Here is a 22,373-nt window from a genome sequence, read left to right on the forward strand (position 1 = left end):
CGATTCTGATTATATCGTATCTGAGGTTCGAAAGATGAACAGGCGCGGTGTGCGCGCCGTTCCGGTGGATGACAAGATGGCGGTGACAATCAAGAAGGTCGGCGTGATCGGCTCGGGCCAGATGGGCAGCGGCGTCGCGCATGTGGCGGCGCTCGCCGGTTTCGACGTGGTGCTCAACGACGTCTCCGACGAACGGCTGAAGTCGGCGATGGCGACCATCAACGGCCATTTGTCGCGCCAGGTTGCCAAGCAGACCGTCACCGAGGACGCGCGCAAAAAGGCGCTTACCCGGATTACCTCTACCGAGACGCTGGATGGCTTGGCGGACTGCGACCTCGTGATCGAGACCGCGGTCGAAAAGGAGGAGGTCAAGCGCAAGATCTTTCACGAGCTCTGCGCGGTGCTGAAGCCGGAAGCGATCGTCGCGACCAACTCCTCCTCGATCTCGATCACCCGGCTTGCCGCCTCGACCGATCGTCCCGAGCGCTTCATCGGCATTCATTTCATGAATCCGGTGCCGGCCATGGAACTGGTCGAGCTGATCCGCGGCATCGCCACCGACGATTCCACCTTCGAAACGGCAAAGGAATTTGTCGGCAAGCTCAACAAGCAGATCGCGGTATCGGAAGATTTTCCGGCCTTCATCGTCAACCGCATCCTGCAGCCGATGATCAACGAGGCGATCTACACGCTCTATGAGGGTGTCGGAAACGTCGAGGCGATCGACGCCGCCATGAAGCTCGGCGCGCATCACCCGATGGGGCCGTTGGAACTTGCCGATTTCATCGGTCTCGACACGTGCCTGTCGATCATGCAGGTACTGCATGAGGGGCTGGCGGATTCGAAATACCGGCCGTGCCCGCTGCTGGTGAAATATGTCGAGGCCGGATGGCTCGGCCGCAAGACGCAGCGCGGTTTCTACGACTATCGCGGCGACAAGCCGGTTCCGACGCGCTAGCCGTTGCCCTCCACGGGTATCGAACGGTTGCCCCAACACTGAGCCGCAATCTCCAGCATTTGTTAACCTTCGCTGGTTACGGTGCCCTCACGTTTGAGGAGCGCTGCGTATGGATATGATGGCTGTAGTTTCGAGCATGCTGGCGATGCAGGCGGCGGGCACGCAGCAGCAGATCCAGACCTCGATCATCAAGCAGAACATGGACGCGGAGAAAGCCGCGGTCCAGACGCTGCTGGGTACAGCCAATCTCGCCCCCGGTGTCGGCGGCAATCTCAATATTGCGGCCTAAAGCCCCGCCTTTACCGGCTCCATCGCGGCCTTGATCAGCTTGATCGCATCCTCGCTGGCCCATTCGGCGGGACCGGCAAGGTTGGCGATTTCGCAGCCCTTGCCATCCACGAGTATCGAGGTCGGCATGCCCAAGGCCTTGCCTATGGTCTTAAGATCCTGAAAAACCTTGGCTTTTGAGTCGGTGAAATAGCCGAGCTGGGTCAGATTGGCCTCTTTGAGGAAGTTTCGGGGCTTATCCGGATCGCGGGTGTCGATATTGACGGCAACCACCTCGAAATCCTTGCCCCCGAGCTTAGCCTGCAAATTGTCGAGCGCCGGCATCTCTTTACGACAAGGCACGCACCAGGTGGCCCACAGGTTCACCAGCACGGTCTTGCCGCGCCATTCCGACAGCTTTCGGGGCTTGCCGCCGGCATCCTCGAAGGCGAGGTCGGGGAGCCGCAGTGGGCTCGTCGCCATGGTCAGCGCGGCCACCTCGCCATGCGCCAGCGGCGCGATTCTGCGGGCCAGTTCGACCGCGCCCGTGCAGGAGGGATCGCCGCCCGTGCCGCGCTTGAAGCCGCCGAGCCCGTAAAACGCGCCCAATCCGATCACGCCGACGGCCACCACCGCACCGATGGCGATCGGGATCCGGCGCATTGCGGCCGGGCGGGGCGGGGATATTTCGGGCATATCGTTTGTCATCCTGTATCAGATACGGCTATGCAGGGCTCAAGACTATGGTCGAGTTACGGTCGAAACCGGCGCGGTGTTTCGCCTCGTTCGACGATAAATGGCAGGACATGGCAGGGCCAGAGAAGTCATGAGCAACAAGATGTGGGGCGGCCGGTTCACCGAGCGCCCCGATGCGATCATGGAGGAAATCAACGTCTCCATCGACGTTGACCGTCACCTCTATGCCCAGGACATCGCCGCGTCCAAGGCCCACGCGGCGATGCTGGCCGCACAAGGCATTATCACCGCGACTGATGCGAAAAATATTGGCAAGGGTCTAGACACGATTTTGTCAGAAATCGGCAAGGGCGCGTTCAACTTCAAGCGCGCGCTCGAAGACATCCATATGAATGTCGAGAGCCGGCTTTCCGAACTGATCGGGCCGGCCGCGGGACGGCTGCACACCGCACGCTCCCGCAACGATCAGGTCGCGACCGATTTCCGGCTCTATGTCCGCGACACGATCGACGAGACGGATGCGGCGCTGGCGGCCTTCCAGCATGCCTTGGCCAGCCGCGCACTGGAACATGCCGCGACCGTGATGCCGGGATTTACCCATCTGCAGACCGCCCAGCCGGTGACGTTCGGGCACCATCTGCTCGCCTATGTCGAGATGGCCGCGCGCGACCGCGGCCGCTTCGCCGATGCGCGCAAGCGGCTGAACGAATCGCCGCTTGGGGCCGCCGCGCTGGCCGGAACCTCGTTTCCGATCGACCGGACGACGACCGCCAAGGCGCTCGGCTTCGACCGCCCGATGGCCAATTCGCTCGACGCGGTCTCGGACCGCGACTTCGTGCTGGAGACGCTGTCGGCGGCGTCGATCGCGGCCGTGCACATGTCGCGCTTTGCCGAGGAAATCGTGATCTGGACCTCGCCGCTGGTGGGCCTCGTGCGACTCAGTGACAAGTTCACCACCGGTTCCTCGATCATGCCGCAGAAGCGCAATCCGGACGCGGCCGAACTGGTGCGCGCCAAGACCGGCCGGGTGATCGGCGCGCTCAACGGTCTCCTGATTGTGATGAAGGGGCTGCCGCTCGCCTATCAAAAGGACATGCAGGAGGACAAACAGGGCGCCATGGAGGCGTTTGCCGCGCTGTCGCTGGCGATCCGGGCCATGACCGGCATGGTGATCGATCTGGTGCCCGACGAGGCGCGGATGAAGGCCGCTGCCGGCGAGGGCTATGCCACCGCCACCGATCTGGCCGACTGGCTGGTGCGGACGCTGAAAATGCCGTTCCGCGATGCCCACCACGTCACCGGGCGAATCGTCGGCTTGGCGTCAAAACAGGGCGTGGCGCTGCACGAACTGCCGCTCAAGGCGATGCAGGAGGTCGAGCCGAAGATCACCGCCGACGCCCTGCGCGTCCTATCGGTGGAAGCCTCCGTCAAGAGCCGGACCAGTTATGGCGGCACCGCGCCGAAGAACGTGGTTTCGCAGGCCAAAGCCTGGCTGAAACGGTTGGAAAAAGAGCAAAAATTGGGCTGAGGGAAAAGATTTCGCTGCAATTTCTTGGGTTTCCGTTGCCCATCGGCACTCGCCAGACTACGGCAATCTTTGTATGGTGCGGCGCGCATTGGGGATTTCGTCGTGATCAATAGCTACCGCCCGTCATCGTCGGGATGGGCCATCATCCTGTTGAGCGTGACCGCGCTCGCGCTCGGGGGCTGCGGACGCAAGGCCGGGCTCGATCTGCCTCCGACCGCGGCGGCGCCGCAGGCCACGTCGTCGGATACCGAGGCGGAGCGCGCGGCGCAGCCCGGCGTCTTCAATTCGACCTACGGATCCGAGGCAGGCCCCAGCGCCCCCAAGGGCGGCAAGAAGAGAATCGTTCTCGATCCGCTGCTGGACTGAGGCTTGCTTTGACGCGTTTTCCTGACGCGAACCGGTGCCCACTTCGCTTGAAAACGCTATAGGCGCGCCATGAATCATTTCGACTATCGCAACGGCGTGCTGCACGCCGAGGCCGTCAACCTGTCCGAACTCGCGGATGCCGTCGGCACGCCGTTCTATTGCTATTCGACGGCGACGCTGGAGCGCCACTACCGCGTCTTCACCGAGGCCTTTTCCGGCGAGAAGACGCTGGTCTGCTACGCCATGAAGGCCAATTCCAACCAGTCGGTGCTGCGCACGCTGGCGAAACTTGGCGCCGGGGCCGACGTGGTGTCCGGCGGCGAACTCAAGCGCGCGCTGGCCGCGGGGATTCCGCCCAACAAGATTCTGTTCTCCGGCGTCGGCAAGACCGAGATGGAACTGCGCGCGGCGCTGGCGGCGGACATTCTCTGCATCAACGTCGAATCCGAGCCCGAACTGGAATTGCTGTCGAAGCTCGCGGTCGAGGCCGGCAAGACCGCGCGGATTTCGTTGCGCGTCAATCCTGACGTCGACGCCGGCACCCACGCCAAGATCGCCACGGGAAAATCCGAAAACAAGTTCGGCATTCCGATTCTGCGGGCGCGCGAAGTCTATGCCCTCGCGGCCAGGCTGCCGGGCATCGAGGTGACCGGCACCGACATGCATATCGGCAGCCAGATCACCGATCTCTCCAAGATGGAAACCGCGTTCCGGATTCTTTCCGATTTCGTGCAGACGCTGCGCGCCGACGGCCACAGCATCGAGCATATCGATTTCGGCGGCGGGCTCGGCATTCCCTATCACGCCGACCAGGAAGCGCCGCCCTTGCCGTCCGCCTATGCGGCGATGGTCAAGCGGGTGACGCATAATCTCGGCTGCACGCTGATGTTCGAGCCCGGGCGGATGATCGTCGGCAATGCCGGCATTTTGGTTTCCCGCGTCATCTATGTGAAGCCGGGCGAGGCCAAGAACTTCGTCATCATCGACGCCGCGATGAACGATTTGATCCGCCCCACGCTGTACGAAGCCCACCATGACATCCTCCCCGTGCGCGAGGCGGCCAAGGGCGCGCGAACCATCACCGCCGACGTCGTCGGTCCGGTCTGCGAGACCGGCGACTATCTCGCACTCGATCGCAACCTGCCCGAACCTGCGGCCGGCGATCTGCTGGCGATCATGACGGCCGGCGCCTACGGCGCGGTGCAGTCCGGCTTCTACAACACGCGCGCGCTGGTGCCGGAAGTCCTGGTCAAGGACAATCAGTACGCCGTGGTGCGCCCGCGCATCGAGGTCGAGGATTTGATCGCGATGGACAAGCCGGCGCCGTGGCTGTGATCGACGGGCGGTCTGCCTTCCTGCGCTGACAGTGCGCCGAAGGTTCGTTGATATCTGCGCTTTTGCATCGTTCGGCCTCAAAGCGCTGTGGGCCTCAGCGCCTTAGAAGACTTCACAGACGTTGTCGGATTTGCCAGCCTTCGTTCGTCCTGGGGTCTCAACAGGGAGACCAAACCATGGCTGAACAATCCAAGGCCGAAGAGGCCCGGATCAAAGCCCTTCTTGAGGGCTGGGCGGACGCTGTCCGCCGGCACGATCTTCCCGCCATCCTTGCGCACCACGAGCGGAACATGGTGATGTTCGACTTGCCGCCGCCACTCCAATGCAGGGGCATCGAAGCCTACCAACAGACCTGGGATCTGTTTTTCCGTTATCACAAGCCGGGTACGGCCTTCGATTTTCGAGAACTCACCGTTACCGCGGGCGCTGACGTCGCCTTCGCGGTCGCCATCATGTGGTGCGGACCTGACTCGTCCAGCAATCCTGTAGACAAGGACGGCTTTTTGTTCCGGCTGACGGTTGGCCTGCGCAAGGTCGATGGCGAGTGGCGCATCGCACACGAGCATCATTCCGTGCCTGCTACGGATTGAGTCGGCAGGTCAGAATCCGTCCACTTTGTCGGTTCTTCGAGTGTCGGTTCATCGGGTACTCAGAAGCCAGCTACGCCAGTGGTCAATTGCTGGAACCGCGAGGCCGGCTGATCGCCGCTTCATAACTCAATGCGCGCCACCAGCCGCGCCCTTCACCTTGCGCGTCAGCGCAACCGCGAGCGCGGCCAGCACCAGCACGATGCCGATCACCGCAAAGGTATCGCTGAATCCCATCACCAGGGCTTGATGCTTCACGGCCTTGCCGAGGGCCACGATCGCCTGCTGATGCGCGGCGGCGGGGTCCGAGCCGCCGTGGGCCAGAAAATAGTCCGACGTCTGGGCGATCCGGTTGCGCACTTCCTCGCGGCCGAGCGTGACCGATTGGCCGATGATGTTGGAGTGAAACTGCTCCCGCTTGGTGATCACGGTTGCGAGCACCGCGGTGCCGATCGCGCCACCGAGGTTGCGGAACATGTTGCTGATGCCTGACGCCGCGGCGGCATCCTGCGGCGCGATGTCGCCTGTGGTCACCGAGGTCAGCGGCGTCAGCACCATCGCCTGGCCGATGGCGCGCACGATGTTGGGAATGAAGAGCTGGTCGCCGGCATAATCCGGAGACATCGCCGTGTTCATGAAGCAGCTATAGGCGAAGATCACCAGGCCGGTGAAGGCGATGTAGCGCGTATCGAAACGCTGCATCAACTTTGGCAGCAGCGGAATCAAGAGGAGTTGCGGCAAGCCCGTCCACGCCAGCACCTTGCCGATCTGCTCGGCATTGTAGCCCTGGGCCTGGCCAAGATAGGCAGGCAGGATGTAGACGGAGCCGAACAGAGCGAAGCCGACCATCGTCAGGGCAATCGTGCCGAAGCCGAAATTGCGACCCGTCAGGAGCCGCAACCGGATCAGCGGCTTTTCAGCCGTGAGTTCGATCCAGACGAACAGCACCAGGCTGACGAGCGCGATCACCGCCATGCGCTGGATGAAGGGGGAGGCGAACCAGTCGTCCTTGTTGCCTTCCTCGAGCACGGTCTGCAGCGCCGACAGGCCGATTGCCATGGTCAATATGCCGGCCCAGTCGCCTTCCTTCAAAAGCCTGAGCTGCATCGGCTGCCGCTCCAGCGTCAGATAGAGCGCGCTCACCATCACAGCCGTCGGGATCACGTTGACGAAGAAGATGGTGCGCCAGCCGTAATTTTCGGTGAGATAGCCGCCGATGGTCGGCCCGATCGCCGGCGCAAAGGTGACGGACAGCGCGAAGATGGCAAGCCCTACGGGCTGTTGCGACTTGGGCAGCCTGGTCAGAACCAGCGTAAACGCCATCGGGATCAGCACGCCGCCGGCAAAACCCTGCAATCCGCGCATCGCGATCATCGAGGGCAGGTCGTTGGTGAAGGCACAGGCGACCGAGAACACGGCGAACAGCGCGGCGCTCGCGATCATATAGCGGCGGAACGAGAACACGCGGCTGAGATAGTCGGTTAACGGGATCACCACGATCTCGCCGATCAAATAGGAGGTCGAGATCCAGGAGCCGTTGTCGACACCGGTCCCGATGCCGCCCTCGATGTTGAGCAGCGAAGCATTAGTGATCTGGATGTTCAGGATCGCCATGAACGAGCCGATCATGGCGGCGAGGACGGCAATCCAGGTCGTGACGCTGGCGCGGTTCGGGCTAGATGCTGTGCGCGAGATCGGCAGCGTGGATATCGAGGCGGAAGGGCTCTGATTTGACATGGCACGATGCTCCAGAAACCGTCTTGTGGATGTTGGCGGCCGCAGCCGCCGCGCGGCTCGTGTTCGACGAACGCGTCTCGATGGTGGGAATCACCGACATGCCCGGCCGCAGTTCGATGCGCGGGTTCTTGCCGGTATCGAGCGCGATCCGCACCGGGATGCGCTGCACGACCTTGGTGAAATTGCCGGTGGCGTTGTCCGGCGGCAGCAGCGCAAATTCCTGGCCGCTGGCGGGGGCGATGCTGTCGACATGGCCGTGCACGACCTGGCCCGGGAACATGTCCACCTCGATATCGACGGCCTGACCTTCATGCACGTCGGTGAGCTGCGTTTCCTTGTAGTTCGCCACCACGTAGGCGCCATCAACCGGCACCACCGACATCAATTGCGTCCCGACCTGCACATACTGACCGACGCGCAGCGTGCGATTGCCGACGACGCCGTCGATCGGGGCCGTAATCGTGGTGTAGCCGAGATTGAGTTCGGCCTGGTTCTGGATCGCGTTGGCGCGCGCCAGCGCAGCAGTGGCTTGAACGATCTCGGCGTTGAGCAGATCGACCTGTTTTTGTGCCGACGTCAGATTGGCCGTATCGCGCGCCAGGGCCGCTTGTGCGCCGCCGTTACGCGATTGCGCCTGCTGCGCATTCTGCACGCTGCCATACCCGGTGGTGGCTAGATCGGTGTAGCGTTTGCTTTCCTGGACCGCGAAGGTCAACGCCGCCTGGTCGACGTCGATGGTCGCCTTGGCCGCGTTGATGACCGCCTGCTGGACTTCGATCTGGGCCTGCTTGCTGGTGATCGTGGCACGCGCCGCGGCGACATCGGCTTTGGCCTGATCGAGCGCGACCTTGAAATCCCGGTCGTCGATGCGCGCCAGCACCTGGCCGGTCGTGACGCGCTCGTTATCCTTCACCAGCACCTGTTGCAGGTAGCCCGTGACCTTCGGCGCGATGGTGGTGCTGTCGGCCTTCACATAGGCGTCGTCGGTCGACACCAGATACTGGCCGACGGTCCAGTAGTCCCAGCCATACCAGGCCGCGCCCGCCAGTGCGGCGATCGCGGCTCCGGTGAGCAATAGCTTGCGAAGATTGAGCTTTTTTGCAGCGACCGCTTGCGGTGCCGCCGCGGCGGCCGCGGGCAGAAACGCCTCGGCGGGCGCGGCCGGGAGGACCGGCTGATCGGTCGGGAAGGAGGTCGAGTGGACGGTCATGGCGGTTCTCCGCTCTGGAAGAATTAGGAAACTTGACAATTTCCAAAATAGAGCCGATATCTGGACTGTCAATGGAATGACAGGCATCATGTAAGAGCATGGCTAGAGCAGAATCTTCCGCCGATCGCCGCGATCGCGGGCGTCCGCAACTCCGCCCCGACGACGAGACGCGTCAAATCATCTACGAGGCCGCGCGGCACGAATTTGCCGCCGCCGGATACGCTGCGACCAGCACCGAAACCGTGGCCCGCCGCGCCGGCGTTTCCACCAAGACGCTGTATCGCCTGGTACCGAACAAGGCGGCGCTGTTCGAGGGCATGGTGTCCGACCGGCTCGATCGATTCCTGTCCGATTTCAGCCTGCACGTCGCGGAGGATGCAGACATCGAAACCGGGATGAACGCCGCGCTGATGGCGTGCGCCGACCTAACGCTCGATCCTGACGTCGTCGCGCTTCAGCGCATCATCCTGCAGGAGGCTGGCCAATTCCCCGATCTGGCGGCGGCGTTCTACAGGAACGGCATTGCCCGCACCGCCACGGCGCTGTCGAACTGGCTGCGCCTTCAGGTCAAGCGCGGGCTCATCGACCTCGACAATCCCGAGGAAGCCGCCGGCATCCTGATCGGGATGGTCGCAGGCGCACCGCAACGCGCGGCGATCTTTGGCGGCGTGCCGCTGCCTTCCCGCGCGCAGGTCAGAGCGCGCGTGCGGAAATGCGTAACGCTGTTTCTGCGGGGCTGCGAGGCGAAGGATCGCGCGCGATGAACGCTGCTGGTTGCGCGCTGAATGGATCCACGCAAGGTGCAGCAGTTTCGGACGTCCGGATCGGCGGCGCCGAGGTCCGCTTTGCCTCCCGCTGCCAGCGGACATCCATTCGTACGCTTGTGGCGCTCCGTCAGGTAGCCGATCTCGTCGCCGCCCCAGACAACCTCGCGCGACCTGGTGGTCATGGGGCGCATTACAGCGGCCCCGAGTCGGCTACAGGACAGACGCGGAACAAGCTCAGGTATGTACTGAGTGAGACCGTCGGTAACATACCCCGCGTGGTGTCATGCAGCGTAAGCGTTCAATTCCGCATTCGTTTGATGAGCGTCTGGCCGCCGAGAAAAAGCAGCTCGAAGAACAGGCTGCGCTATTGCCGCCAGGATCGGTGAAGGACGTGGTGCTACGAAAGATCGGGCAACTGAACACCGCAATCCAGGTCAACGCGTTGCTGAAGTCATCCGGCTCGAGATCGCCGGAATAGCGAGCTTCAGCCGTACGCCCGAGACGGCGATCGCCGGACTTCCCTTCCATGGATTGCTGAGGTCCCATCGAGCCTGGAACCATGTCGCACTGTCGGGTTCCCTACAGACATTGATTCGAATTAGATTTTTATTTCGGTCCATGCTGGACACCGTGTGGATGGGCGCGCCCGGCATAGGACAAGGACGGCCCCAACGGTTGATGCCTGGCCCGAAGCTGGGACCGTCCGTCTAACGCGCCGTACGTCGGCGTCGGGCACACGGATTGAACGCGCTCAACTGCGGCGCGTTCGTATGGCAAAATCCCAACGCAAGGGAGTTTATTCAATGATGCTCGAAACAATTCTGGCATTGTTGGGCCTCGCGACTTGCGCGCTGGTCCTCGTCTCATTCTGGGGCTCCGACCTCTTCGGAAGCCGCACGCGGAAGCGGAGTCAATAACTAGGCTGCGAAGATTGCCAGGTTGAATAGTGCGAGAACCGCTGCAGAGGCGGCGATTATGGCAGCGCGTCCTGCTGGCCTATTTCGGCGAGTTAATTGCCACACGAATGCATCCAAATCAGATCAAGGATGAATTGCATTTCGGCCATCCAACATCCGACAACAGGGATACCTGACCGTTTGTTTCAGGACGTTTTCGTCAGCTCTGGGAAACGGTTTTGTCCCGGAAAAACACGCCGCCGGTATCGCAATACACGTCCCGGCGGCGCTTGATCCAAACTGGGCCACTGAAATGCCTAGCCAGCCTATCAAGAGCAATGCCTGTGCCAGGCGCGTGACAACCACGTCCGTGCACGGGCGCACTGTGCGTTAGGTGGCATCGCGGCTGGCAGCTTTCCGCACACCGGAAGCCCCAAATCGGAGAAACCCTCCTGCAGGGTTGGCGGCCTTGGTGTGCTCGGCACCGAGGCCGTTTGACATTCGCCGAGGTGAACCGGGAGCTTTCGCCTCGCCAAGCTTGCGCGTTCGTTGTTTACGATCCAATGAGTCGTATCCGATGAAACTTGGGCAGGGAATCGCCATGGGGATAAAAAAGCGTACGGCTGCGCCCACGTCAGCTCTTGTCCTTGGACTCTTCTTCACACCCCCGGCTTCCATTGCGATCGATGTTACCATCAGCATCGTCGCGGCCGCCGTCGGCAATCTCGGTTTCATATCGCTTGCAATGGCTGAGCCATTGACGAAAAAGCAATCGGACGCGCTCGAGACCTACAACAATTCACGAACCCACTTCGAGCAGGTCCTGCGCCAGCGACGGACGCAGATCGATTCGAAACAGGGGTTACCGAACCTGCCGGGACAAGCGCTCTACCTTGCACGCAACGCCATGATGAGCGCCTACAAAGACCTCACCGACGCGCTTCCGTCCAAAATAGGCGGCTCCAACAAATACGGAATCCCTCCAGCGTATTTTAGCGCCGACAATGAGCCGCTGCTTGATGAGTACAGGAGACTTTTCGACCTCATGCAGGCGCCGCCCGCCAACGCGCAAAAATCAGATACGCCATTCAAGGACGTTGCCGATCTGGGCACGGCCATTGCGCGCGCCAGGGGCCTTGATGCGACCAATGCCGAAGCGGCGGGCCGCATCAGCCTGGGGCTGTTCTTTGCCGAGACCAATGGCAATCAAAACATTGGGAACGCGCGCTCGAACAAATACAAGGGCAGTTTGCAAGCAGGCGTATCCGAGGATCAAAACGGGCGGAGGAAATGGGCCGCGATAAAAAACTCGATAGCGGCCTTTGATCCCGCGCTTAACGCCCGCGACGACAAGGAGGAGGCACGGGCCGGCAATCTGGATCATCGGTACAACCACTGGACCGCCGTGCGCGATGCCCTCATGAACGCACACGCGGATATTTTCCTGCAAGTACCGGCGATCGTGAAAACACTGCCGGATCCGATCGATCAGATGAAGCTGTTTGAACTGATCCAGATTATTCCCAGCCCGACCAGGTCCGCACTCGCATCACGCAACCTGGTCGACTACAGAATTTCGGACCCGAAGATCATGGGATATCTGCGAAACAACAGCGTTTTCACGTTTGGACAGGCTGACAGGGCCAAAACATCTGCAACCTTCCGCGAAATTCTCGATGCGATGTGGCTCTTCAACGACAAGTTTGAACGCGCGCTTGCCAAGCTCGACGAGATCAGGAAGCAGTCAAAAGGCTGAAGGCAGCAATTCGGAATCGGATTCGAGGTCGCGCCGCCGCGCCGCCGTCAGAGCGGACCGAGAATGCCCCATCGGGGCTCACAGAACTCCTTTACTGCCGCTGCGACACCGCTGCTGATGATGTCCCGGCGTTCGGGCGAACTCATCTTGAGCTCTTCGTCCCGGTTGATGATCGAGCCCGCCTCGAGCAGGGCGGCGGCCATCCGGGTCTTTCTCAGCACGATGAGCTCATCGTAGCGATAGACGCCGGTTTCCTTGTTCAGCAGCGGACGCTGGTGCCGGCCCATGATCGCTTGCGAATACTGTTGGGCATACTCGAGGCCCTGGGCCTTCATCTCCTTGGCGATCAGCTCGGCAAACGAAAGACTTGTCTTGAAGTCCGGATTGCTGCGGGAGACGAAGACGGAATAGCCGCTGAAGCGGTCGCTGAAATGGCTTTTCCTTCCCTCGAATTCCCAGTCCTCGAGGAACTTGTTGGGCACGGAGTCATGGTGGATCGACAGGAAGAGATCCGCCGGTAGATCGTTGGCGACGGCGACGCGTTTGACCAGGCTGCGCCTGGCCTTGCCCTCGGTCAGGAGCAATTTGGTCTGAGCAAAGCCTTCGGCCTTCAACTTCTCCTCGATCCGCTTCGCAAGGCGCAGATTGAAGACAAACTCGGAGATGTTGCGGGCGCTGATCGCGCCTTCCGATTCGGCGGTATGCCCCACGTCCAGAACGATCCGGAACTTCGCGGGATCGCACCGGGTTGCGACCGGCTTCAAGGCGGCAGGGTTCAAGCCGACCGGCCCCAGGGCGGCAAGCTTTACGGTGCGGCGCTTTGGCGTGGCGGCAGACTTTGCCAAAGCGGCTGGCTTGCGCGACGTGACGTGCTTCAGCGATTTGACTTGTTTTGAGGACTTGGCTTGCTTTGACGACTTGGCTTGCTTTGACGAGCCTTTGAAGACATCCGACAGCCAGCCGGCATCGCTGACCTCGATCGGCAGAAGCACCATTGCGGCTATCGTGGCGATGACGATGCGGCGGCGGGGCCAAAATCCCGAAGCGATTCTGCCGAGAACAAAAATGAGCTCGCGACGCTTCATGCCCGCCCCCTCCGGAATGCGATCATAGCAGGTCAAATCGCGATACGGGAAGGGGGCGGTGACGTCGGTTTCAGGTCCCCAAAGCCGACATTCTCAGCAGCGTCCACTTGAGGTCTCTCGCATTTCGAATGGTTGAGCCAGGGCGTGAACTCATTAACACTATGAGTACGCGCCCTGGTTCGGCCCTAATCCAACAAACGGTCAGTAATCCCAGATGGCCGGTACCCAACGAAAGGCGTCGCCGGCGATCGCGACATGGCCGACGGATGGGAACGGCATATGAGTGGCCACCAGCAGCGCGCCGGTCTCAGCCAGCTCCCGCAAAAGACCGATACGAACGCGGGCCGCTTCCTCGGGGTCGTGTTCGAAGCCGTTGTACCACCCGGGGTGTTCGAACCCGACCTGGAACACGAGGTCTCCGGCGAACGTCAGGCGCTCGCCGCCGGACGCCAGGCGGACCACGCTGTGCCCGGGGGTGTGACCGCCGGTACGATGGACGACCACCCCCGGCGCCACCTCGTACTCCTCCTCGAAGAGCCGCAGCTGGCTGCGGTACTCTTTCACGAACCGCTTGGCGGTCGCCCGAAGTGCATCCGGGAAGCCCGGCGGCATGGAGACGCGGGAGAAATCAGGCGCCTCCCAGAATTTGACCTCGGCGGCCGCCACGTGGATCCGCAGGTCCGGACGGAGCCGCTCCTTCACCCCGTCGACGAGCAGCCCGCCAACGTGATCCATGTGCATGTGGGTAAGCACCACATCGGTCACGGATGCGAGGTCGATGCCGGCGGCCTCCAGTCGATGGATCAACTGCCCGGCCCGCGGCAAGGGGAACTCCGCCCCCATTCCAGCGTCGATGAGTATGGTCCGGCCGCCGCTACGCACCACGACCACGTTCAGCGCCCAATCGAAAGCGTCCGGCGGCAGGAAATTGTCTTTTAGCCAAGCCGCCCGGACAGCCGGTTCGGCGTTGTGGGCCAACATCGCGCCTGGAAGCGTTAGCACTCCATCGCTGACCACCATTACGTCGATCTCGCCGACCCGCACCGCGTAGCGCGACGGAACCAACTCTTCGGGCCCTGGTCTGCCGGGGTGTGAGGTGATGTTTGGGTTGATGTTTGTCGCTTGCATCATGGTCATGGTTCTCTCCTGCTTCATGGTAAAAAGGCTCGTGGCTGGCTCGGTTGAAGCAGGCCGCGCAGCCAGCGGGCGCGGCCTGCATCGCGTCTAGAGGTCAGTCACGCGTTCCGGATCGGCCGACGCGAGCGCGGCGGCACGCTCGGCCTTCGGCGGGTAGATCCAGACGGTGTTGATCTCCTGCTTGGTCTTCTTGGCGACGTCGCCGACCATCTCCACCTTGCGCTCCCAGCCGCGCGTGAACAGCGCGCCGGCGTCGCCGAGATCGAGACAGGTCACGTAGGCCTTCTGGTGGTAGGGCCTGGTAGGAACGCCCAGCAGTTCGGCTGCGGCATTGTTGCCGGCAAAGGCGCCCATCCGTGTCGCGTGCTGGCACGACATCAAGGCGTAGTTGCCATCGTAGTCGCAGGCGGCACGGGCGGCGTCGCCGGTGGCGAAGACGCCCTGGACGCCCGGCACGCGCAGATCGCGGTCGACCAGCAGCCGGCCGGAATTGTCGCGCTCGGCGGGGATCTGCGCGGTCAGGGGAGCGGCGCGAATGCCCGCTGCCCAGATCACGGTCTCGGCTTCGATGTGTTCGCCGCTCGACAGCGTGACGCCGGATGCATCGAGCGAGGCGACGCCGGCGCCGAGGCGAGTTTCCACACCAAGCTTGCGCAGGGCGTCCTCGATAACAGGGCGAGGACCTGCGCCCATGTCGGGTGCGATCGCGCCGTTGCGTTCGACGATGATGACGCGGGTCCCGGCATCCTTGCCGAGGATCTCGCGAAGCCGCGCCGGCATTTCTGTAGCCGCCTCGATGCCGGTGAAGCCGCCGCCGGCCACGACGACCGTGTCGCGTCCGTTCATGGCCGGCCGCTTCGCGAGCCCATGCAGGTGCTTGTCGAGGGCAACCGCATCATCGAGCGAGTCGACGGCGAAGCCGTGCTCGGCAAGGCCGGGAATGTTCGGACGGAACAGCCGGCTGCCGGTGGCCACGACCAGGCGGTCGTAGGAGAGCGACTTCCGCTTGCCCTTGGCGGCGGCGATCTGAAGCGAGCGGGACTTGGTGTCGATCGCTTCAACGCTGCCTTGCACATAGACGACGTCGATGGCCTTGAGCACATCGAGCAGCGGCGCGGTGAGCGTCTCGGGCTTCGGCTCATAGAGACGCGGGCGAACCACCAGCGTCGGCTCGGGTGCGACCAGCGCGATCTCGAATTCGTCAGGCGAGACGCCCTGGATCTCGCGCAGGCGGGCAGCAGAAAGGGCAGCATACATGCCGGCGAAGCCGGCGCCGATGATAACTAATCGCATATGACGTTCTCCTCTGGTTGGGTCTTCTCAGTACAGGCGCGTTGCGGCCGCCGCCTCCGAGGTGCGGCAAGACTTGTTGCGGTCCGCAACGACGCCAATGCGTGAAATGAAATCGCAGGCTCTTAGGGGGCGATGCAGCTGGGCGACGGCGAACCTGGCGGCCAGCCCTGGCGGAAGACGACCGGCTGCATGGACTTGCGGCCCCAGTCTTCATAGGGAAGACGTGAGCTATCCCTGGTCATGATTGAAATCAGCGGCTGCGCGCGTTGCGCGGATTGCGGCGGGATTTCCACCTCCTCTCCCGCCGCTGAAGTGAAGCGGATGGCCAGCGAAAGTCCGTACACGACCGCGGTCACGAGGCCCCTTCGTGATGACGTGATTGCCAGCCGGCTGACGAAGTTTTTCCCGATCATCATTTGTCTCCGTGCGTGTTTTGGACATGGTGGTGGTCTAACTGATCAGGTCTGCCGCTGCCCCAGAGCGATTGCCGTCGCTGTAGAGCGATTGCTGCTAACGCATGCGCCTCCGCCAATCGCTCGGGGTTTCGCCGGTCAGCTTTCTGAATGCCGCAGCGAAGGCAGTCTGCGAGGAGTAGCCAAGCGCCGCTGCGATCGAGACGACCGAATCGTCGGTGTCGCGCAGCATCTTCATGGCCTGCTCGAGCCGGTGCTGGCGCAGCCAGGCATGCGGCGAGAGCCCCGTGCTCTCCTTGAAGGCGCGGCAGAAGTGAAAGCGCGACAGGCCGGCATCCGAAGCCAGCGCCGCAAGGGAGACGTCCGTATCGTCGCCCGAGCGCAAGCGCTCGATCGTGCGGCGCAACGCGATTGGCGCAAGGCCACCCAGCGCTGGCTGAAAGACGGCAGGCGCACCGGCATGTGCAGCAAGGAGGCGGGTGGCGAGAAGATCATTGAGCTGATGCCGGAACAGCGCATCCAGCGCCGCGCTGCCTTCAATCGCATCCGATGCGCTTATGAGCAGGCGGGATGTGATGGGATCGGAATGCCCCGTTCGCTCGAGCAACTCGGCCGGAGCCGACGTGTCGGCTTCACCAGCAACGCGCTCGAGCGTCCTGTGAGGAAAGTAGAGCTGCACGACGTTGACGGGCCCCGGAATGTCCCAGCGGGCGCTTGAGCCGGCCGGAATGATCGTCACGACTCCGGTGCGCGCCGTTCCAATCGCAGCGGATTTTCCGTTGCGCCGCTCCAGTCGCTGCACGCCGCTGGGATATGTCATGATGACGTGATCGGCCATCGGCGCGACGACGTCATGCAACGCGCCGTGCTTCCAGTGGGCGATGGAGCCGCTGGCCGGGTCCGAAGCCATGCTGACCGGTGCGGTCTTGAGCACGCGCGCCATCTCCACATCGGCGGGGCGCGCCTCGCCGTTCAGCGGGAAATGCCGGGTCGTCCCGGAAGTGCCGGACTGGATCTGCTGCAGAACGTCGCGCGGGATTGGCGTGCAGCTCATGGTCAATGTCCTCGCCGTTGAGAAGCACTTCGAATTGAGCGTGTTCGGCGCGCGTTCTAGGCGCTGTGAAGGTCCATCGTCTTTCCCAAAGCCGCCATGCTTTGTCCGAACCTGCTGCAAGCGGCGATCACGCGTGTGCGACCAAAGTCGCACGGCGAACCGCCGCGGCGTGCCGTCGGAAAACCGGGCGCCGGGTGGCATTGCTACGAATGGACAACCGCGCTCACATTCTTGTGTAAGTGGTTGGGCTTTGCGTCATAAAACCGCCACGCTGCCGCTTCGGATGAACAACTGGACGGCCGCGCAGTGATGTCGGATAATGGTACTCACCTCGCACGCGAGCGAGTTTCGGCTTATCCTCATTGATGAGATCATCTAGATGGCACAGGCGGGCGCCTTCGGGCGGAGGCTAGGGCAGTTCTTGCACTTGAAGGATGCGCCGCCTTCGCTGATGACGCGTTCCTTGCGCAGCATCGAACTCGCCGTGACCGAGACCCGTGATGATAATCCCGTGCCCGGCCTCTCCGGCTCACTTGCTCTTGAGGACGCCTTTCTGGTCAGCCTGAAACTTCATGACTACCCGGACTGCGAGCTCTGGGAGCACGGGAAATGCGTCATGAAGAGGGATGTCCGGGCCGGCGCGACGTATCTGTACGACCTCAAGCGCGATCCGCGCTATGTGATCGACAAGCCGTTCCATTCCCTGTTCTTCTATCTTCCTCGCTCGGCGCTCGACGGCATATCCGAGCAGTCAGGCGCGCGGCGCATTGGTGAGATCGCCTGCGAACTCGGCGTCGGTCATGACGATGCGATCATTCGCCAGGTCGGCGCTTCGTTCCTGGAAGGGCTGCGCCGGCCGGCCGAGACCAATCAGCTCTTCATCGATCACATGCTGCTCGCGCTCACCGCGCACGTTGCCCAGGCTTATGGGGGATTGCAGCGCCCCGCCGAACTGGCCCGCGGCGGTCTTGCGTCCTGGCAGGTCAAGCGCGCTTGCGAAAAGCTCGAATCCGATCTCGGCGGAAAAATCTCGCTGGAGCAGATCGCGGCGGATTTCGATCTTTCGGTCAGCCATTTCTCGCGTGCATTCCGCGTCTCTACCGGCCTGCCGCCCCACCAATGGCTGCTGCGCCAGCGCGTGAATACGGCCAAGCAGTTGATGGGCGTGCGCGACCTGCCCCTGTCGGAGATTGCGATATCGGCCGGGTTCGCCAATCAAAGCCATTTCACGCGGGTGTTTTCTTCGGTGGTCGGCGTCAGCCCGGCGGCATGGCGCCGCGAAACGCAGGGCGCACCGGAAAGCGAAACCTGACGTTCTGGTTTTGGCGCGTTTTCTTCACGCGAACCGGTATTCGCTTCGCTTGAAAACGCTTTGCCGGATCAGCGACGTCTGGTCTGCGAGATCGCGTAGGCGGCGCAGCGCGCCGCAAACATCTCGTCCGGCGGACGCCCGATGCCTTCGGCAAGGTTGGCCGGATTGAAAACGGCGTCGTCGCACACATCGTTTGTTTCGACGCCGGTGACCACGATCGTTCCCAGCCGCAAAGCTTCGCGCGCGTTCTCGTCAGGCCACCGGATGGTGACATCCATGACGGGGTCGCCGGGACGGTCGAGCAGCGCCATCACGCTGAACCTGATGTCGCGGGCGACGATCCGGGAGTCGATGTCACCGTGCAGGAGGTCGGGAGGCTTCGCGGTCGTCTCGTTCGCGGTCTGCCGGCCTTCTTCGCCGACCGGCATGACCTTGAACTTGATGAACCGTGTCTCGCCTTTTGAATTCGTGGCGGGAAATGCGTGCACCCCCCAATAGGTCGTGCCGGCAAGACTTGCGGGCAACGGATGCGCAGCGATGTAGTCCGCCTGATGCAGCGTTTCAGGATTGCTGGCGGAGAATGCCTCGACCTTCTCCCAATCCGGCTCGCCGTCCGGTCCTAGAATGCGTGCCGCAAGGAAAGCCAGCATCTGATCGAGCGTCCTGGCAAAATGAACCGGGGCGCTTTGCGTGAAAATGTCCGAGCGCTGACCGTCGCTGCCGAGCCGGAAGCTGAAGCCGCGCAGCAGGAGTTCCGTGTTGGCCGCCGCCGGATTGCCGTCGTCCAATGAGAAGCGCGCCAGCACGCGCGATGGCTTGGTGAAGCTGCGGGATTTCGTGATCTCCCGGGCCTGATCGGAGGGGACGTAGGTACCCCGAACGCATCGGCCCCAGGCGAAGCTCGCGCGAGTCCCTGGCCGCAGACCGGCTGCAGCCTTCAGCGCGTCGATAATGGATGCCGGTGTGGCAACACCGCTGGGAAACCTGGGCAGGACGGAACCTTGGGCTCGAACGTTGGAGCCCTGCTTTTGGCGCAAGGCAAGCCGAGCGTCTTTCCCGAAGCGACCATGCCTTGTCCGATTCTGCGACGAAACTTGCCGATGGCAGCTCGCCCGATCGGAACCCCTTTCTTGAGCGGTGTTGCGCCATACAAAGCGGACGCTTCGTAAGCGGCGCTCAAAATCCGCGCGCGTGAGCTGCGACGCGAACGAACGTCCACACCGTCCGAAATGGTTGTGAGCCTGGGCGTCGCGGGAAGCCGTCGACACCCATGGCAGCGATCATGATGCGTCGGACTGAACGATTCGTGGCGCTTGCCGCGCGAAGAACCGGCTTACCAGGTGAACGGACTTCCGAAAGGCGAGCGCCAGAACGTGCGCGAGTGCGCGTAGCTCCCCGGACTGCGTCGCCGCCGCTTGATGCCGCCTTGCGGCTCGCCGCTCAACAGCACCACGAATTCCGTTCCCTTGCCGGTTTCCGAACTCAACGCCTCGTCCGTGACGATCAGGGAAGATCGCGGCGTAATGTTACCGATGCGATCCAGTACGTCCTGCGGAATGGTGATGCGGTCGAGCGCGGCCTTTGCGCTGTCCGGGTCCGCAGGCGCCGGCTCAAGGTCGCGGCCGCTACTCCCGCGCGCCCGGTCTGGCGGCTCAACCGCGCCATTTGGCGGACGTCCACCGCGCAATGAGACGACGCTCCATCGCAAGTTGGCGTCGTCGGTCGTGCGCTCGATGGCGGTGAAGACATGCGTGCCGATGGGACGATCGGGATCTGCGATCGTGACCGGACCTTCAAAGACGGACGCAAGGGCTTGCCGGACATAAAGCCGCTGGGTCTTGCGGCTGATCAACACCGATATCGGCTGGAGTTCGCGCGCGATCTGGCGGGCCGCCTCGGCTGCCTTGACCCGCGCGGTCTCCGCCGCGGCGGCGGCTTCACGCGCGGACGTGGCGGCATCGAGCCTCAGTTGCATATCCACGTTGGCGACGTCCCATTGCAGCTGCAGCTCGGCGATTTTGGCGACCGCCTGCGCCTTGGCGTCCTCAGCCTGCTCTTTTGCTTCCGCCGAGATGCCGGAGCCAAGCTTGGTCTCGGCGGCCGCCAATTGCGCCTCGGCTCTGCGCTTCAGATTTTCCGCCGCGCGAACCGGCACCTTGGCCTGCGTGGCGTCCCGCAAGGCCGTCCCGGCGGCTATTCGCGCCTCGGTCGCTTTCCTCGCCGCCTCTTGCGCTTCCGCGGTACGGGAGGCGGCCAGGGCGGCGGCGCCGGGCTTCGGTTGGAACAGAAGCGGATGAGCGATCTCAACGGGCGCCACGTCGCCCGGCGCCACGATCACCCGCATGCCCATCGTGGTCTCGTCGAACAGGCGTTCGGCGAAGTCGAAGGGCAGGCGGATACAGCCATGGGACGCCGGACGCCCGGGCAGGACGCCGCCATGGAGCGCGATGCCCGACCAGGTGATGCGTTGCATGTGCGGCATGAAGGCGTCGTCATAGAGGTTCGAGTAATGCTCCTCGACCTTCTGGATGACGCTGAAGATGCCGGCGGGGGTCTCGCGTCCCTTGGTACCGCTCGATACCGGCGCCCGCAGGATCCATCCCTTGGAATCGTAGATGGTGATCCGCTGGCTGCGGAGCGAAACGATGGCCATGGTCGGCTCGCCGGCGCTGCGCGACTGAATGGACTCGATCGGGCGTTCGCTCCGGCCGCTTCTGGCGCTCGCATCGTTCCCCGCCGCGATCAGCACGGCCAGACCCGCAACGGCAAGACATGCGGTCCGCAGCCGCTTCTGCCTGCACTCCGGATTTACGCCACGAGACCTCATGCGCGTCCCAGTTGATCGGGTCAACGCCAGCCTGCACTCACGTCCATTGAGAACGTAGCGCCATTCGATCGGCCTTGCCAACCTGGAACTAACGTTCATGGACCCGCGTCGCGCACCGCACCGCTGTCCGTCACGCGCCGGCGCATGAACCGATCGTCAGCGCTATTTCGCCGCGTGGCCGCCCTTCGCGCCGCCGACCACGACGCCCGCCGCCTTTTCGATCGGCTTGATGGCGGCGGTGAAATCCGACTCCGCGCCCTCGTCGCGGATGATGACTTCCCATAAGCGCCCGACCGCTTCGGCGACCTCCATCGACAGCCCCAGCGATTTCATCTCCTCCAGCGCGAGCCGCACGTCCTTCACCATCAAGCCGGTCGCGAAGCCGAAATCGAAGCTGCGCGGCAGCACCGAGCGCGGAAACTTGTCGCGGCTGGCCGTATTGAGCCCGGAGCCCGCGTTGATGACGTCGATCATCACGGCCGGATCCAGCCCCGCCTTGACGCCCATCACCACGGCTTCCGACGTCGCCACCATGGCGGTTGCGGAGAGGAAATTGTTCGCGAGTTTCATTGTCTGCGCCGAGCCGGGTTTTTCGCCGATGAAGAACACTTTTCCGATCACGTCGAGCGCGGGTTTTACCGTCTCGCAGTCGGCACGCGGGCCGGAGACCATCACGGCCAGCGTTCCCTTCTCGGCGCCGCCGACGCCGCCGCTGACGGGGCTGTCGATCTGGACAATGTTGCTCTTCGCCAGCAGGCCGTGAATTCTGACCGCCATCTGCGAGCCGACGGTGGAAAGATCGACGAAGCGTTTTACCCGCTTGCCCTCGATCACGCCGCCCGAGCCGGTCGCAACATCGAGTGAGGCCTGCAGCGACGGCAGGCTCGCCAGCACGGTTTCGCAGCGGTCGGCGATGTCTTTAGGCGATGAGGCTGCTTGCGCGCCCATCGCGACGAGCTTGTCTGTCGCTTCCTTCCGCGTATCGAATACGGTGAGCTGGTGCTTTGCCTCGATCAGGCGCCGCGCCATCGGGAAGCCCATTTTCCCGAGGCCGATGAATCCGATTTCCATGGTGTCTCCTTGAAGTCGTCATTGCGAGGAGCGAAGCGACGAAGCAATCCATTCTTTCTTTGTGCGGCGAGGTGGATT

Annotated in this window: 21 protein-coding genes; 10 read left to right on the forward strand and 11 right to left on the reverse strand. The window is 62.9% G+C overall.

Going from position 1 to position 22,373, the window contains the following annotated elements; translation table 11 throughout:
- Positions 1–76 precede the first annotated feature (76 nt).
- Together V1283_RS42085 and V1283_RS42090 are read left to right on the forward strand one after the other, a co-directional pair.
- Positions 77–958, forward strand: a complete 882-nt coding sequence (locus V1283_RS42085) for a 3-hydroxybutyryl-CoA dehydrogenase (protein WP_334393367.1) — start codon at positions 77–79, stop codon at positions 956–958.
- A gap of 109 nt (positions 959–1,067) precedes the next feature.
- The gene (locus V1283_RS42090; protein WP_334392470.1) at positions 1,068–1,247 is read left to right on the forward strand and encodes a putative motility protein; all 180 of its coding nucleotides are present in this window, start codon (positions 1,068–1,070) and stop codon (positions 1,245–1,247) included.
- On the opposite strand, the gene tlpA is transcribed toward V1283_RS42090, so the two are convergent.
- Entirely contained in the window at positions 1,244–1,921 is a 678-nt protein-coding gene (gene tlpA, locus V1283_RS42095) for a thiol:disulfide interchange protein TlpA (protein ID WP_442895829.1), read from the reverse strand. The two genes, V1283_RS42090 and tlpA, sit on opposite strands and share 4 nt — an antisense overlap.
- 130 nt (positions 1,922–2,051) lie before the next feature.
- Between tlpA and argH the strand changes: the two genes are divergently transcribed.
- The 4 genes from argH (at position 2,052) to V1283_RS42115 (ending at position 5,740) form a co-directional block, all read left to right on the forward strand.
- Positions 2,052–3,449: an argininosuccinate lyase gene (gene argH / locus V1283_RS42100; RefSeq protein ID WP_334392471.1), complete on the forward strand. Its 1,398-nt coding sequence runs from the start codon at positions 2,052–2,054 to the stop codon at positions 3,447–3,449.
- Between the two features lie 102 nt (positions 3,450–3,551).
- Entirely contained in the window at positions 3,552–3,815 is a 264-nt protein-coding gene (lptM, locus tag V1283_RS42105) for an LPS translocon maturation chaperone LptM (RefSeq protein WP_334392472.1), read from the forward strand.
- A gap of 69 nt (positions 3,816–3,884) precedes the next feature.
- A complete protein-coding gene (gene lysA / locus V1283_RS42110) occupies positions 3,885–5,150 on the forward strand; it encodes a diaminopimelate decarboxylase (RefSeq protein ID WP_334392473.1) in 1,266 nt (421 codons plus the stop codon).
- 176 nt (positions 5,151–5,326) lie between these two features.
- Positions 5,327–5,740 carry a YybH family protein gene (locus tag V1283_RS42115; protein ID WP_334392474.1) on the forward strand — a complete coding sequence of 138 codons (414 nt, stop codon included), beginning with the start codon at positions 5,327–5,329 and terminating at the stop codon, positions 5,738–5,740.
- A 126-nt stretch (positions 5,741–5,866) separates the two neighbouring features.
- On the opposite strand, the gene V1283_RS42120 is transcribed toward V1283_RS42115, so the two are convergent.
- Positions 5,867–7,447 (reverse strand): DHA2 family efflux MFS transporter permease subunit, encoded by a 1,581-nt coding sequence (locus V1283_RS42120; RefSeq protein ID WP_334393371.1) that lies wholly within the window; start codon positions 7,445–7,447, stop codon positions 5,867–5,869.
- Positions 7,413–8,684 (reverse strand): HlyD family secretion protein, encoded by a 1,272-nt coding sequence (locus V1283_RS42125; RefSeq protein ID WP_334392475.1) that lies wholly within the window; start codon positions 8,682–8,684, stop codon positions 7,413–7,415. Before V1283_RS42125 ends, V1283_RS42120 begins: the two co-directional genes overlap by 35 nt.
- Before the next feature lie 98 nt (positions 8,685–8,782).
- Here V1283_RS42125 and V1283_RS42130 point away from each other — a divergent pair, with 98 nt between their 5' ends.
- The 3 genes from V1283_RS42130 (at position 8,783) to V1283_RS42140 (ending at position 12,103) form a co-directional block, all read left to right on the forward strand.
- Complete coding sequence (locus tag V1283_RS42130; protein WP_334392476.1) at positions 8,783–9,448, forward strand: TetR/AcrR family transcriptional regulator; 666 nt, start codon at positions 8,783–8,785, stop codon at positions 9,446–9,448.
- A gap of 286 nt (positions 9,449–9,734) precedes the next feature.
- Complete coding sequence (locus V1283_RS42135) at positions 9,735–9,929, forward strand: hypothetical protein (protein ID WP_334392477.1); 195 nt, start codon at positions 9,735–9,737, stop codon at positions 9,927–9,929.
- A 1,163-nt stretch (positions 9,930–11,092) separates the two neighbouring features.
- Positions 11,093–12,103 (forward strand): hypothetical protein, encoded by a 1,011-nt coding sequence (locus tag V1283_RS42140; RefSeq protein WP_334393373.1) that lies wholly within the window; start codon positions 11,093–11,095, stop codon positions 12,101–12,103.
- A gap of 47 nt (positions 12,104–12,150) precedes the next feature.
- Here the strand turns inward: V1283_RS42140 and V1283_RS42145 are convergent, their stop codons facing one another.
- The 5 genes from V1283_RS42145 to V1283_RS42165 form a co-directional block, all read right to left on the reverse strand.
- Positions 12,151–13,188: an N-acetylmuramoyl-L-alanine amidase family protein gene (locus V1283_RS42145; protein ID WP_334392478.1), complete on the reverse strand. Its 1,038-nt coding sequence runs from the start codon at positions 13,186–13,188 to the stop codon at positions 12,151–12,153.
- Between the two features lie 201 nt (positions 13,189–13,389).
- Positions 13,390–14,319 (reverse strand): MBL fold metallo-hydrolase, encoded by a 930-nt coding sequence (locus V1283_RS42150; RefSeq protein ID WP_334393375.1) that lies wholly within the window; start codon positions 14,317–14,319, stop codon positions 13,390–13,392.
- Positions 14,320–14,412: 93 nt separating this feature from the next.
- On the reverse strand, positions 14,413–15,618 hold the full coding sequence (locus V1283_RS42155; protein ID WP_334392479.1) for an NAD(P)/FAD-dependent oxidoreductase: 1,206 nt from the start codon (positions 15,616–15,618) through the stop codon (positions 14,413–14,415).
- A 122-nt stretch (positions 15,619–15,740) separates the two neighbouring features.
- Positions 15,741–16,031 (reverse strand): hypothetical protein, encoded by a 291-nt coding sequence (locus tag V1283_RS42160; protein ID WP_334392480.1) that lies wholly within the window; start codon positions 16,029–16,031, stop codon positions 15,741–15,743.
- A 97-nt stretch (positions 16,032–16,128) separates the two neighbouring features.
- On the reverse strand, positions 16,129–17,085 hold the full coding sequence (locus V1283_RS42165) for a helix-turn-helix transcriptional regulator (RefSeq protein WP_334392481.1): 957 nt from the start codon (positions 17,083–17,085) through the stop codon (positions 16,129–16,131).
- A gap of 379 nt (positions 17,086–17,464) precedes the next feature.
- Here V1283_RS42165 and V1283_RS42170 point away from each other — a divergent pair, with 379 nt between their 5' ends.
- The gene (locus V1283_RS42170) at positions 17,465–18,397 is read left to right on the forward strand and encodes a helix-turn-helix domain-containing protein (RefSeq protein ID WP_334392482.1); all 933 of its coding nucleotides are present in this window, start codon (positions 17,465–17,467) and stop codon (positions 18,395–18,397) included.
- A gap of 68 nt (positions 18,398–18,465) precedes the next feature.
- Here the strand turns inward: V1283_RS42170 and V1283_RS42175 are convergent, their stop codons facing one another.
- The 3 genes from V1283_RS42175 to V1283_RS42185 form a co-directional block, all read right to left on the reverse strand.
- Positions 18,466–19,389: a catalase gene (locus V1283_RS42175; protein WP_334393377.1), complete on the reverse strand. Its 924-nt coding sequence runs from the start codon at positions 19,387–19,389 to the stop codon at positions 18,466–18,468.
- Between the two features lie 341 nt (positions 19,390–19,730).
- Positions 19,731–21,224, reverse strand: a complete 1,494-nt coding sequence (locus V1283_RS42180) for a L,D-transpeptidase family protein (protein ID WP_334392483.1) — start codon at positions 21,222–21,224, stop codon at positions 19,731–19,733.
- A 162-nt stretch (positions 21,225–21,386) separates the two neighbouring features.
- Complete coding sequence (locus V1283_RS42185) at positions 21,387–22,295, reverse strand: NAD(P)-dependent oxidoreductase (protein ID WP_334392484.1); 909 nt, start codon at positions 22,293–22,295, stop codon at positions 21,387–21,389.
- Positions 22,296–22,373: the final 78 nt, after the last annotated feature.

The organism is Bradyrhizobium sp. AZCC 2262 (genome assembly GCF_036924535.1).
Taxonomy (GTDB): domain Bacteria; phylum Pseudomonadota; class Alphaproteobacteria; order Rhizobiales; family Xanthobacteraceae; genus Bradyrhizobium.